This window comes from Chroococcidiopsis sp. CCALA 051 (assembly GCF_003015105.1).
Taxonomy (GTDB): Bacteria; Cyanobacteriota; Cyanobacteriia; order Cyanobacteriales; family Chroococcidiopsidaceae; genus Chroococcidiopsis; species Chroococcidiopsis thermalis.
Window position 1 is genome coordinate 1 of the sequence record NZ_PYCI01000049.1, and the last position, 13,433, is coordinate 13,433.

The 13,433-nt window shown below is 41.1% G+C and carries 9 protein-coding genes; 4 read left to right on the top strand and 5 right to left on the bottom strand.

Going from position 1 to position 13,433, the window contains the following annotated elements; all coding sequences use genetic code 11:
* Positions 1–867: WD40 repeat domain-containing protein (locus tag C7Y66_RS13820; protein WP_106546013.1), on the top strand; the 867-nt coding region annotated here is incomplete at its 5' end.
* A 111-nt stretch (positions 868–978) separates the two neighbouring features.
* A complete protein-coding gene (locus C7Y66_RS13825) occupies positions 979–1,668 on the top strand; it encodes a M15 family metallopeptidase (protein WP_106546014.1) in 690 nt (229 codons plus the stop codon).
* Between the two features lie 29 nt (positions 1,669–1,697).
* Here C7Y66_RS13825 and C7Y66_RS13830 read toward each other — a convergent pair whose 3' ends face one another.
* The 5 genes from C7Y66_RS13830 to C7Y66_RS13850 form a co-directional block, all read right to left on the bottom strand.
* Positions 1,698–3,275, bottom strand: a complete 1,578-nt coding sequence (locus C7Y66_RS13830) for a DUF6798 domain-containing protein (protein WP_106546015.1) — start codon at positions 3,273–3,275, stop codon at positions 1,698–1,700.
* Positions 3,276–3,390: 115 nt separating this feature from the next.
* The gene (locus tag C7Y66_RS13835; RefSeq protein WP_106546016.1) at positions 3,391–4,938 is read right to left on the bottom strand and encodes a glycosyltransferase family 39 protein; all 1,548 of its coding nucleotides are present in this window, start codon (positions 4,936–4,938) and stop codon (positions 3,391–3,393) included.
* 47 nt (positions 4,939–4,985) lie between these two features.
* Positions 4,986–6,593, bottom strand: coding sequence for a glycosyltransferase family 39 protein (locus C7Y66_RS13840; protein WP_106546017.1), 1,608 nt, complete (start codon positions 6,591–6,593; stop codon positions 4,986–4,988).
* Between the two features lie 60 nt (positions 6,594–6,653).
* Positions 6,654–8,207: a glycosyltransferase family 39 protein gene (locus C7Y66_RS13845; protein ID WP_106546018.1), complete on the bottom strand. Its 1,554-nt coding sequence runs from the start codon at positions 8,205–8,207 to the stop codon at positions 6,654–6,656.
* A 20-nt stretch (positions 8,208–8,227) separates the two neighbouring features.
* Positions 8,228–8,950 carry a WecB/TagA/CpsF family glycosyltransferase gene (locus C7Y66_RS13850; protein ID WP_015156979.1) on the bottom strand — a complete coding sequence of 241 codons (723 nt, stop codon included), beginning with the start codon at positions 8,948–8,950 and terminating at the stop codon, positions 8,228–8,230.
* Between the two features lie 223 nt (positions 8,951–9,173).
* Here C7Y66_RS13850 and uvrA point away from each other — a divergent pair, with 223 nt between their 5' ends.
* Together uvrA and C7Y66_RS13860 are read left to right on the top strand one after the other, a co-directional pair.
* Positions 9,174–12,203, top strand: coding sequence for an excinuclease ABC subunit UvrA (uvrA, locus tag C7Y66_RS13855; protein WP_199197423.1), 3,030 nt, complete (start codon positions 9,174–9,176; stop codon positions 12,201–12,203).
* A 355-nt stretch (positions 12,204–12,558) separates the two neighbouring features.
* The gene (locus tag C7Y66_RS13860; protein WP_106546044.1) at positions 12,559–13,404 is read left to right on the top strand and encodes a carbohydrate ABC transporter permease; all 846 of its coding nucleotides are present in this window, start codon (positions 12,559–12,561) and stop codon (positions 13,402–13,404) included.
* The last annotated feature ends 29 nt before the right edge of the window (positions 13,405–13,433 follow it).

Below are 13,433 nucleotides of genomic sequence, written 5' to 3' on the forward strand. Positions count from 1 at the left end.
GGGCATCGACGGGCAGTTTATTCAGTAGCGTTCAGTCCGAACAGTCAGATGATTGCAAGTAGCGGTGGAGATCGGACGATCAAAGTCTGGTATTTGGCAGGGAAAAGATTATTGCAAACTTATATAGCACACAGAGATTGGGTGAGTTCTCTGGCGTTTATGCCCGACAAAACCGGGCAAAAAACGATTCTTGCTAGTGGGAGTGGCGATAGAACAGTCAAGGTGTGGAATTTACGGCATAGAAGATTAATTCGTACCTTTGTGGGACATAAAGATTGGGTAAGTTCGGTAGCGTTTAGCCCGAATGGAAAACTCTTGGCAAGTGGAAGTGGAGATAACACCGTGAGGTTATGGAACCTCAGAACTGGCAAAGCCTTGCGCGTCATCAGCGAAGGCAGTGGAGTTACGGCGATCGCCTTTAGTCCTGATGGCAAAACCCTAGCTAGCAGCACTTTTTTCAATAGCGTCCAACTCTGGGATGTCGAGAGTGGCGAACTGATTCGGACTTTTACCGGACACAAACGTCCAGTATACGCGATCGCCTTTAGTCCAGATGGCGAAACCCTTGCCAGTGGTAGCAATAACGGGCAAATGATTCTATGGCGAGTTGAAAGCGGTAAGTTACAAGAAACTATCAAAGCCCACAAAAAAGAAGTCACGTCGCTGTCTTTTAGCGCGGATGGCGACACCCTCGCCAGCGCCAGTGGAGACAAAACGATTAAATTGTGGAATCCTGCCAATGGAGAATTACTGCGCAGCTTATCAGATCATTCAGCTGGAGTCACGTGCGTTACCTTCAGCCCCAGAGGACATTTCGCTAGCGGTAGCAAGGATCGAACGATTAAAATTTGGCGAGAAAAATCTTAAATAAAGTCAAAAGTTAAAAGTTAAAAGTCAAAATCCAGGAGACAGATAACTGATAGCTTTGTAGAGATGTTACATGTAACGTCTCTACACTGATAACTGATAACTGAATAAATGAAACCTTACCAACAGATTCAAATTACAGAGTGTGGGGAACCGCTAGTAAAAATTCCTTTAGAAAAGTTTGCTGTAGAGTCACCCCATCCCTACCAATTACTAGGTGCGCCTTATCAAGGGCGATCGCCTTATCATCTTCGACAAGGCGTACTCGATCGCCTACTGCAAGCCCAAACCTATCTTCAACAATCTCATCCCCAGTGGCGCATTCAGATTTTCGATGCCTATCGTCCAATTGCCGTTCAACGATTTATGGTAGATTATGCCTTCAGCCTCGTTTTGCAAGCAGAAGGACTGACGGTAGAACAATTATCTCCCGACCGACAACAGGCTTTATGGCAGCAAGTGTATCAAATTTGGGCAATTCCTAGCACCGATCCCAAGACTCCCCCACCCCACAGTACGGGTGCAGCAGTCGATATTACCTTGGTAGATGCGGCTGGAATGACAGTAAATATGGGTTCTCCGATTGATGAGATGTCAGCGCGATCGCAACCCGATTATTTTGCAAGTAGCGCCGATCCTGTAGAGCAGAAATATCACGAGCGCCGCCAGTTATTGCAAGATATCATGCTCAAAGCTGAGTTTACGCGCCATCCTGGGGAATGGTGGCATTTTTCCTTCGGCGATCAAATGTGGGCATGGCTGAGCGATCGCCCTGTAGCTCAGTATGGTGGTATCGTGTAGAGACGTTACACGTAACGCCTCTACACGACTCACTTTTTAAGCTGATAAACCCCATAGCGCTCGTCTTTGTAGAGTTGAGCTAAGAAGGTGCAACTAGCATTGAAATTTTGGCTTTCGGTGACGACTTTGTTAATTTGATAATCGGCTACGAGTTGTTTTAAAATGTCGCACTGGCGATCGCTTGGTGATTCATAAAATGCTTGTGCGGCTAAATTTCTTTCATACCATTCTAAAACTTCGACATCTTTGTATGGATGTGATTTAAAGTTAACCAGAATGGGAGCGCCTGTATAAACTCTAAATTTGCGTAACTCTTTATTTTTATTTGGGACTAGATAGAGATCTTCTTGTTGCGTTGTTTTTTTGACATAATTCAACATTGAAACGCTTCTATCTTGTTCTACAAACATTTGTCCTTGGTTGTACAAGCCAAGCACAAAAACCATAGATATTGTAGCTAAACTCGCCGCCATCACCGAGCGTTTGTGTTTTACTTGAAAGTAGCGATCGAATAAGTAAGATACGAGCCAAGCAACTATAATACTAGTGGCGATCGGTACTAAAACCGCAGAAAGCCGCCAAGGAGCAACAAAAGCTATTGTGTTATTGGGGTAGAATATTTGAATAATAGTTAAAATAACAATAATTAAGAAAGGAATAAATAGAGTCGCAAAAACTTTAGTTTTTCTAATTAAATACAGTGCTATAACAACTAAAAGAATTTGTAAATAAGCCGAAGGTTTACTTAAAAAGATTTGAGGGATAGAATGGTGAGGAATTCTTAATTGGACGATGATATATTGCGATTTTGCCCACAGTTCAGCGGTGGTTGGTCTGAACTGAAAATACATATAACTAAATACTGGCAGCAATAATAGAGTTGCTACACCTCCAACTGATATGACTTTAATCAAACTACCTTCATTTTTATAGATAATAATTAAGTAAGTCAAGCAAATAATTGCTGCACCCATAAGATATGTGGGATGAAAAGTAGCTGCTAAGGCTAGACAAGCTACAGCTAAGAAGTAGTTTCGGTGGAGAAACCGATAAATAGAGAAAATGATAAAAACACCAAAATTACTCGGTTGAAAGTAAGGTCCAAGAACGTATTGTTCTGCAACTCCATAATGAATATTTAAAGCCGTATCTAAATCGAGAGCTTTAATTTGGATATTGATCGAATGAATGACGATTAGAATAGCAAAAAAAACTAGATATCTCAGGCGATCGCTATTAGTTTTAGAATCTATAGCTATTTGAGAATTTATATTGATTGGGAAAATAAATGAAACAATTCCAGTCAAACTGTAAATGTATACGCCAAAAATAATTATATAATAAAGATAAAAAGCATATTCATTTAAATATAAATGAGTTATCTTAACTAAAAAAGTAAAAGCTGGTAAAGGATCGATAGTGCTTGCAAACCAATCATTTTCTAAAAAACCATAGCCAGCTTGTGCTAGTCCATGAAAAAATTTGGTTGTTTGATTGTCGTAGTATAAAGGTCTTTGAGTGTATGAAATTCCAAAGACAAAAGCAATAAGTATAAACTGACTTATTGACAAAAACTTTTTTTTCCAAGGAATTAGATTGATTTTCATTTGTATTCTTAACCGGGCGTTATCTGTTTATAGCGGTTTCCATATAGATACAATACATCTGTAGGGGCGCACAGCTGTGCGCCCCTACTACAAATATGTGTACCTCTATCATCTTTTAAGAAAAATCATACAAGTACGCAAACGAACCGGGAACTGTAAAAACATCAATTTTTTGACCCATACTATCTAAATAAGTTAAAATTCTTTGCTGCTCATTTGGAACGTGAGTAATGTGAGATAATATGACCCACACCCTTCTCTTCCCACGCAGTTTATTGAAATCATTTTGATATCTTTGCCATTCTTGTTCTGACATTCCCTTGCCATCATATTCATCGAGATCGTCTATTCCCATAATGTAATCACCCTCACGGTAGCCATATTTTGCAGCATAATATCTAAATTGATATTCAGCTCTTTGATAAATGTATAAAATATCTCCTGGCTGTTGATGAGTTTTTACGTAACTCATAACTTGCTTGATTTCTTGTTTCGTTTGTGGCTGTACTAGACGATGGGTAGCATTGGCTATAGGAACAGCAAGCAGCAAGCTAATAATTAAAATACCGATAGCAGCAGTAAATTTGTTTCTACAAGTTTTCTGCCAAATGAAATAACTTCCCTCCGCAATTCCTAAAATAAAAAAGGGAGTTAAAAAAACAACTAAGCGGCTGTGAAAAGGATATTTTTGTAGATAACCTGCAAGCAACGTCACTAAGAAAGGAGAAATTAGAATAAATAGGATTTCTCTTTTCCGATACCAGAGGGAGATAAATCCAGCTAGACAAACTAACCGTGGAACAATAACCAAAGGTTCGGAAAAACCTAAAGGATCTTTGAACAATTTGATATATCTTAAATACGACCAGTTAATATCAAATATTGAGGTAGGAAAAGCATACTTGTTTGTCCACGATCGCAATAAATATTCACTTTCACCTAGATTCCTTAAAGAGAGAAAATACAAGCTAGCAAAACTTAACAACCAAATTGAAGTTACTGCCAATACTATAATTAACTTTTCTCTATTTTTTTGCCTCCAATTAGCTAATACATGATATATTCCTACGCCTGCCAAAACAAAAATTGCTGGATGGGAAAACCAAACTGCGATCGCACCTCCTATGGCATATGCTATTAGTTGAAAAGGCTCGATCTTTTTCCGATTCAAAGATACTCCAATTGTAGCGCCAAGTATGGCGACGGCTACATCAGATGAATACTGTTTGACTTCAGAAGCAAAGTAAAGCAAGTACTCTAAACCAACAAAGAGAGTTAAGGCGATGGGGACGGCTGGTTTTTGCAAACATCTTTTTGCTAAATGGTAAAATAAAAATAAGGAAGTAATACTAGAAACTAAAGGAAAGAGTCTTAAGGCATACTCATTATTACCGAATAACTGAACTGCTAACTTTTCCACCATTAAAAAACCAAGGGGTGCGCCTTGGTTATAATCTAAAGGTTGTAGCAATTCTAAATACGAGCGATTGACAATATTTAAAGCTAGTGCGGCTTCATCATTCCATAAAGAACGATTAAATAGATATTGAACTAGCCTGACTAGGATACCAAAGCCGATAATGACGAATGAGATTCTATCTAGAGTGAAAGCAGTAAATTTTCTGGGTTGAAGCTTTTTAAATTGCTTTATAGTAGTTTGCATAAATTTGGATAAATATAGAGTTGCGATCGCAACAGTAATTGTTATACCTAATTTAGGGAAATTGATTTATCTTGACTCAACTTCCAGAGACGGGCAGGTTCGTAAACAAGTTTTGTTGTATAATTCTGTATTTGGTTAAAGTTGTTTAACATATCATCTGAAGGCTTGTACAAAAATATGTCACTGTAGTTCGTAGAAATCCCGGCATCAAAGGACAGATTGGATGTAAAATCGAGTTGGCAAGTATGGCATTTGGGTTTGAGCTGAAATTGAACCTTTGGTTCTAGCAAATAGCTTAAAGAGATAATTCTGCCAATCTTAGTATCGCTAATTACCAATGGACGATTTGCCTCATTTATTATTTGAGCAACTTGAGGATTTTCAGCACTATTACCTTTAGTCCACCAAGTCTCCGTTCGAGCGCTAACTACACAAGATAGAATACCAGAAGTTAAGATAGCGAGTGTTAGCAACCGCCAAAATATTTGCTGTTTGACACTACTTGACGAGAGTTTAGTAGCTAGTAAATAAGCAACAGCAATTTGAATCCCTAAATAAGTCGGAATGAGATAGCGCATTGTCAGCGATCGCTGTCCTCCTAAAATCAAATCTGGTAAAATTAGGGGTATAGTTGATACTGCGATCGACAATAGGATAAATAGTGAGACTTGTTTGGTTGTTGTCCGATACAGAAAATAGAGAGAGTATCCTGTCAGAAATAAGAATGGTAAAACGATAAGATGCGTGAGAGCGAATCTAGATTCTAAACTTGACTGTCCCCAAATATCAAAAAAAATATAACTTAAGTTGAAAACCCAGGCTTTAACTAAACTGAGTAGGGGTATAGCTTCATCCTTATTAACATTACTATTAATCGCAGAAAAATTGCTGACGACAATAATCGTCCACGGGATAAAAGCTGCGATCGCAGTGAGAGAGGCGATAAAATAAGCAGAGGCTGCTTTGCTAAATTGCAATGTCTTCAAACTAAATAAATATAGTCCGTGAGCGATCGCGACTAAACCAGTAAATAAAAATGTATATAATCCTACAATGAGACTAATTGCGTACAGTCTCCAACTTAGTTTACTGCTGAGACGAATAGCGCGTAGTACAGATGCACTTGATAGTAAAATTATCACCGTCCACAAACTGTACTGACGTGCTTCCTGAGCCATTAAAACATGAAATGGCGAGACTGCGACTAACGCCATAGAAACCCAAGCAACCGAAGGTGATGGAAATAATTCTCTACACAGCCAGTAGATACTAGGAAAAACAAGCACGCTAATCAGAGCCGATAAACCTCTAATTGCAGCAATTGAATCGCCTAACCATTTTATCCAAAAATGAGCGATCGCATAATACAGCGGCGGATGTTGAAAATCTTCCGTAGCTAGAGATTTTATCGTATCTAACAAATTTCTACCAGCGTCGTGCTGATACCGTTGTAAATCTTCTAAACCCACAACAGGATGACGAGAAACTTGTTGAATGACTTCTGATTCCGTGTAGCCAAAAATACGCAATGAAGTGAAGACTTCATCGTACCAATAAACCTTGCGATCGAGATAGAGAAATCGAAAAAATATACCGATAACCAGAATGCTGATAATTAATAATTGCCATCTAGTCAATGGTAAGTCATACTTCATGAGAATTATTTTACTAGATTATCGTTTAGGCGATCGCAGTGTGACATATCTACTTGCTGACTAATTAAAATCATACAAATATACAAAAGAACCTTCCTTCTCAAAAGCATCAATACGTTTACCAATACCATCAAGATAAGCTAAAACTCTTTCTTGCTCATCTTCCCAGCGCCGCAAGTGGGATAATAAGATCCACACCCTTTGCTTACCGCGTAACTTATCAAAATCGCTGGTATATCGCTGCCATTCTGCTTCTGAAATACCTTGTCCATCTTGACGATCGAGATCGTCTATCCCTAAAATATAATCTCCTTCCTGATATCCATACCAATTCGCATAATATTTGAACTGATATTCAGCGCGCTCGTAAATATAAATAGTATCTCCTGTTTGTTGATGAGTTTTCATGTAACTAAGAACGGGTTTAATTTCTTGTTTAGTATAGGGATCGAAGATGAGATAAGCAGCAGTTCCTATGGGAGGAACGAGAAGCAATATCAAAATCAGAGTACTGGCTTTCTGGAAAACTCGACGATCTCTTATCTGTCGAATTGCCACTGTTCCTTCTGCAATTAAAAGGATAAAAAAAGGAATTAAAAATATGACTAGCCTACCGCTAAATGGATATTTTTGTAAATAAGCTGCGAAAAAAGTTACTAAGATAGGAGCCAATAATGTCAGTAAAATTGTTCGTTTTTGAACCCAGAGTGAGATACAACCAGATAAGAACGCCAGAATCGCAATTCCCAGAAAAATATCGGGAAGTCCTAACGGAATGTGAAAAAATTCTACAAAGGCATTAAATAACCAGCCGAAATCCCAAATGGATGTAGGAAATGTACCGCGTCCCGCCCAAGATTTAAATAAAGATTGATTGCTGGCTATATTGCGTAATGAAATAAGATATGAAAGACCAAAACTAAACGCCCAGATAGCATAGATAGCTAACAGCTTTAAACTCAAGGAAAACTTCTGTTGAAATAAACTTATAAATAAATAACTCATTCCTATCCCAGCTAAAACAAAGACAGCCGGGTGAGAAAACCAAACGGCAATTGCGCCGACAACGCCAAATTCTAAGATTTGTCTTAGTTTAATTTGCTGTTGTTCTATGCCAATTAAAATAAAAGATAGTATGACCGCGATCGCCACATCGCTAGAATATTGTTTTGTTTCTGTAGCAAACTGAAGCCAAATATGTACGGTGGAAAACAAAGTAAGAGCGATAATCGCAGCCTGACGAGATTGCAAGCATTTTTTAGCTAATTCGTAGAAAATAAATAAACTGGCGATCGCGCTGACAAAAGGAAATAATCTCAAAGCATATTCGTTGTTTCCAAACACCTGTACTGCTAACTTTTCTACCATCAAAAAGCCAATAGGTGCGCCTTGGTTGTAATCTAAAGGTTGTAGCAATTCTAAATACGAGCGATTGATAATATTTAACGCTAGTGCGGCTTCGTCATTCCACAAAGACCGATTAAATAGATATTGAACTAGCCGTACCAAAATGCCAAAGCCAATAACTGTATATGGCAGCTTTTGAGGCGAAAATAGAGAAAAAATAGCCTTTTGACTAAAATCAGATTTTTGCAATTGAAATACACCGCGCATAGAATTGCTTGAGGTCGATATCAATGAGTTAAGCGGTAAACAATTGCCTTACCTGCAAACTGAGGTAAAGCCAGCATCCGCCGCCAGCGCCAGGGTTCTTGATAGAGACGGTAAAGCCATTCCAAATTATTATTTGCCAACCATGCAGGCGCTCTTGATTTCGTTCCTGCCCAAATATCAAAGCTACCACCAACACCAATCCAAGTCGCATTAGGACACAAATAACGATTTTGCGCAATCCATAATTCTTGACGTGGCACTCCCAAACCTACCAAAATCAATTGAGGTTGGAGTTGACTGAGGGTTTGCTGAAATTCCGCTTCTTCCGGGGAAATGTATCCGTGTTGCGTGCCAACAATATTGATATCTGGGACTTGTTGTCGCCACGTTTCGGCGGCTTTGGCTGCTACTCCAGGCGCACCACCATAGAAAAATACCCGCGCCTCCGTATTCTGCAATAGAGACTCTGCCAATTCAATCCCAGGACATCGCTGTACCTGTTGGTGAAATAGTAATTTTAGGTAGAGTACCACCCCCGCCCCATCGGGAATCACCAACTCTGCTTGCTGGATAGCATTGCTTAAAGCAGGGTTTTGTTCGGCTTGCATACTCATTTCCGCATTAAGCGTCACGACATGAGTACCGAGTTGCTGCCCGATGCGCGATCGCAACCAAGCCGTATAATCATCGATGAGATGGACTGGTAGCCCCATGACCGAAAAAGGCTTCATGACCGCACTCATAACTTTACCCTAACCCCCCGCGAAAAACTCTTTAGCAAGGCTACCTTATTTACGCACGAGAGGCTAGTAAGCGAAATCGCAAGTCGCAAGTCGCAATTCTAACCCCACACCCCACACCCTATTTACTAGCCACCAGCCACCAGCCACCAGCCACTGATAACTGAATAGCAAAAACAGTCGGAAAATCGTTAAAATCGTCAACGGACTCTTTCGCCTTGCCCTCATGAATTACCGTCCCGATGCAAAGATTGAAGTCACTGAATCCGCAAACGGGCATCATGCAGATACTTCTAACCCCAATAGCCAAAATACCATCCGCATTCGCGGCGCGAGACAGCATAATCTCAAAAATATTAGCTTAGAACTACCCCGCGATCGCCTGATCGTGTTTACGGGGGTTTCCGGTTCCGGTAAGTCTTCCCTCGCCTTCGATACTATCTTTGCTGAAGGACAGCGGCGCTACGTAGAGTCTCTCAGTGCTTATGCAAGACAATTTTTAGGGCAAGTCGATAAGCCAGATGTGGAAGCAATTGAAGGCTTGAGTCCGGCAATTTCCATCGATCAAAAATCGACTTCCCATAATCCCCGTTCTACGGTGGGGACGGTAACGGAAATCTACGACTACCTGCGTCTATTATACGGACGAGCGGGTAAACCGCATTGCCCGATCTGCGATCGCTCGATTGCGCCTCAGACAATCGATGAAATGTGCGATCGCATCATGGAATTACCCGATAGAACTAAATTTCAAATTTTAGCACCCGTCGTGCGGGGTAAAAAAGGGACGCACAAAAAACTACTCTCCAGTCTGGCTTCGGAAGGATTCGTCCGCGTCCGCATTAATGGCGAAGTGCGGGAACTCAGCGATTCGATTGAATTGGATAAAAATCAAGCGCACAATATTGAAGTCGTGATCGATCGCTTGATTAAAAAGCCAGGGATGGAAGAGAGATTGACTGACTCCCTCACCACCTGTCTGCGGCGTTCGGAAGGAATTGCTGTTATCGATTTATTGGATGGAGGAGAGACAGTAGGGGCGCACAGTCGTGCATCCGCACAGGAAGGCAATGTATTAATTCATCCTACGTTACAAGCAAAAGTAGCAGAAGGGGCGAATGCCTATCAAGTCGAAGAGAAAGATAGGGGAAGGGAAAAAGAATTATTATTTTCCGAAAACTTCGCCTGTCCCGAACACGGCGGGGTAATGGAAGAGTTATCGCCGCGTCTATTTTCTTTCAACTCTCCCTACGGTGCTTGTCCTCACTGTCACGGCTTGGGGAGTATGCAGACTTTCTCACCTGAATTAGTCGTACCCGATCCGAGTCAATCGGTCTATGCTGCGATCGCCCCTTGGTCGGAAAAGGATAACTCATATTACCTGTCTTTACTCTACAGCTTAGGGAAAGCTTTTGGATTTGAAATTCAAACCCGCTGGAATCAGCTAACTTCAGAACAGCAGCAGACAATTTTATACGGTAGCGACCAACCCGTTTGGATTGAAGAACGTAAAGATTATCGGCGTTACGCAGGGGTGATTCCCATCCTCCAGCGCCAGTTTGATGAAGCGAGTTCCGAATTAATTAAGCAAAAGCTGGAACAGTATGTCGTGCAACAGCCTTGTCCTGTATGTCATGGCAAGCGGTTGAAACCGGAAGCCTTAGCCGTGCGCCTGGGACAATATCACATCCTCGATCTTACCAGCGTCTCAATTCGAGAATGCCATCAGAGAATTGGTAGTATTACACTGAGCGATCGCCAAATGCAAATTGCCGATTTGGTGTTGCGCGAAATCAAAGCCAGATTGCAATTTCTCCTCGATGTCGGTTTAGATTACCTTACCTTAGACCGTCCCGCCATGACCCTTTCAGGGGGAGAAGCCCAACGCATCCGCCTCGCTACCCAAATCGGTTCCGGCTTAACAGGAGTACTCTACGTGCTTGACGAACCCAGCATCGGCTTGCACCAACGGGATAACGGGCGCTTGCTGCAAACTTTAACCAGACTGCGAGACTTGGGCAATACATTAATTGTCGTCGAACACGATGAAGAAACCATCCGCGCCGCCGATCATTTAGTAGATATTGGTGTAGGGGCGGGAGTCCACGGGGGAAATATCGTCGCCCAAGGGAATTTACCAGCTTTACTCGCTGCACCGGAATCTTTAACTGGGGCATATTTATCGGGAAGGCGAGTGATTCAAACTCCCGCCCAACGTCGGGAAGGAAACGGACGAGAGTTAGTTATCAAAAATGCCTACCGCAACAACCTGAAAAATATTGATGTCGAAATTCCTTTGGGGAAACTTGTTTCGATTACGGGAGTATCCGGTTCGGGCAAATCTACCTTAATTAACGAGTTACTTTACCCAGCTTTACAACACCACCTAACGCGCAAAGTCCCTTTTCCGAAAGACTTAGAGGAAATGAAGGGCTTAAATGCAGTTGATAAAGCGATCGTGATCGATCAATCACCCATCGGACGCACTCCCCGTTCTAACCCAGCTACATACACGGGTGTTTTCGATGCGATTCGAGAAGTATTTTCCCAAACTATCGAAGCAAAAGCTAGGGGTTATAAACCAGGGCAATTCTCCTTTAACGTCAAAGGGGGACGCTGCGAGGCTTGTGGCGGACAAGGCGTAAACGTGATTGAAATGAATTTTCTCCCCGACGTTTACGTGCAATGCGAAATTTGTAAAGGGGCGCGATATAACCGCGAAACTCTCCAAGTCAAGTATAAAGATAAATCGATCGCCGATGTTTTAAATATGACTGTAGAAGAGGGCGTAGATTTCTTTCAAAATATTCCCAAAGCATTTAACAAACTGCAAACTTTACTTGATGTTGGCTTGGGATATATGCACCTGGGGCAACCTGCAACTACATTATCAGGAGGAGAGGCACAGCGGGTTAAACTTGCCTCGGAATTATCGCGTCGCGCCACTGGAAAAACTCTGTATTTAATTGACGAACCAACGACAGGTTTATCATTTTACGACGTGCATAAATTACTCGATGTTCTGCAAAGATTGGTAGACAAAGGTAATTCTATTATTGTCATCGAACACAACTTAGATGTGATTCGTTGTAGCGATTGGTTGATAGATTTGGGACCAGAAGGAGGAGACAAGGGAGGAGAAATCATCGCTGTCGGAACGCCAGAAGTAGTGGCAAAAAACCCGCGTTCTTACACGGGACAGTATTTAAAGCAAGTGTTGCAACAATATCCGGCGGTTGGGGAAGTCAAAAGTTAAAAGTCAAAATGTGGCGCTTGTAATCTGCATACTCTGTAAGAAGGTTTTGCCTATATCCGCGTTCAAAAATTTCTCCGCCAAGATTGCAAAAATCTACAACTCTCTACAAAACAACTCTTTACAAAACAATGCGCGATACAATTGTATCGCGCACCTCAACTAACCGCTTTAAGCAAGCATTTAGTTAAAAAAATACTATTAACATAGTAAGATGAAATTACAAATAAATCAAGTGTCTTTACCAGATAAATCTAAATTTTTTTAAATAAATAAGTTAATTTACGATCGATTGATTCCTACTTTGAAAGAAATTTGCTTTGCTATTGATGAGATATTCAAGCGCGACGAGGAATGTATGAATCAGGGTAAACAAAGACAAAATCAAACTTGGCGAATAATTTGGACGTATGGTTTACTAGGCGCGATCGCAATTTTAATGCTGTTTCCTCTGCTATGGCTGCTGAGTACGTCGCTGAAGTCTCCGACAGAAAATATTTTTCAGTTTCCACCGCAATTTTTACCCAGTCAGCCAACATTTAATAATTTTGTCCGCGTCTGGGAGACAAATCCTTTTGGCAGGTATTTATTTAACAGCACGCTCGTAGCATTACTAACAGTAGGATTAAATTTATTATTTTGTGCTTTAGCTGCTTATCCCCTCGCCCGCTTAGAATTTCGCGGTCGAGAAATTATCTTTACGGCAATTGTCACTACCATCATGATTCCATTTCAAATCGTGATGATTCCGCTGTATATTTTGACAGTACAGTTAGGAATGAAAAATACCTATTTAGGAATTATTTTTCCGGCGATCGCCTCTGCTTTTGGTATATTTCTACTACGGCAAGCCTTTCAAGGCGTTCCGAAAGAATTAGAAGAAGCAGCCAGAATTGATGGCTGTTCGGAATTAGGTATTTGGTGGAACGTCATGCTACCAGCTATTCGCCCCGCCCTCGTCACGTTGGCAATTTTTGTTTTCATCGGTGCTTGGAGTGACTTTCTTTGGCCCCTCATTGTGATCGATCGCCCTGAACTTTACACTTTACCTTTAGGGGTGGCAATGTTAGCAGGAACCTTCTCTTTAGACTGGCGATTAATTGCAGCTGGTTCGATAATTTCAATTGCACCAATTTTAATTTTATTCCTATTCGTGCAACGTTACATCGTACCCACAGCAGCAGGTAGCGGCGTGAAAGGGTAATTCCGAATTCGGAATTCGGAATTCGGAAT

Coding starts and splice junctions, on each gene's coding strand:
- uvrA (WP_199197423.1), top strand. CDS start 9,174: ATGAATTACCGTCCCGATGCAAAGATTGAAGTCACTGAATCCGCAAAC.
- C7Y66_RS13835 (WP_106546016.1), bottom strand. CDS start 4,938: ATGCAAACTACTATAAAGCAATTTAAAAAGCTTCAACCCAGAAAATTT.
- C7Y66_RS13845 (WP_106546018.1), bottom strand. CDS start 8,207: ATGCGCGGTGTATTTCAATTGCAAAAATCTGATTTTAGTCAAAAGGCT.
- C7Y66_RS13850 (WP_015156979.1), bottom strand. CDS start 8,950: ATGAGTGCGGTCATGAAGCCTTTTTCGGTCATGGGGCTACCAGTCCAT.
- C7Y66_RS13860 (WP_106546044.1), top strand. CDS start 12,559: ATGAATCAGGGTAAACAAAGACAAAATCAAACTTGGCGAATAATTTGG.
- C7Y66_RS13825 (WP_106546014.1), top strand. CDS start 979: ATGAAACCTTACCAACAGATTCAAATTACAGAGTGTGGGGAACCGCTA.
- C7Y66_RS13840 (WP_106546017.1), bottom strand. CDS start 6,593: ATGAAGTATGACTTACCATTGACTAGATGGCAATTATTAATTATCAGC.
- C7Y66_RS13830 (WP_106546015.1), bottom strand. CDS start 3,275: ATGAAAATCAATCTAATTCCTTGGAAAAAAAAGTTTTTGTCAATAAGT.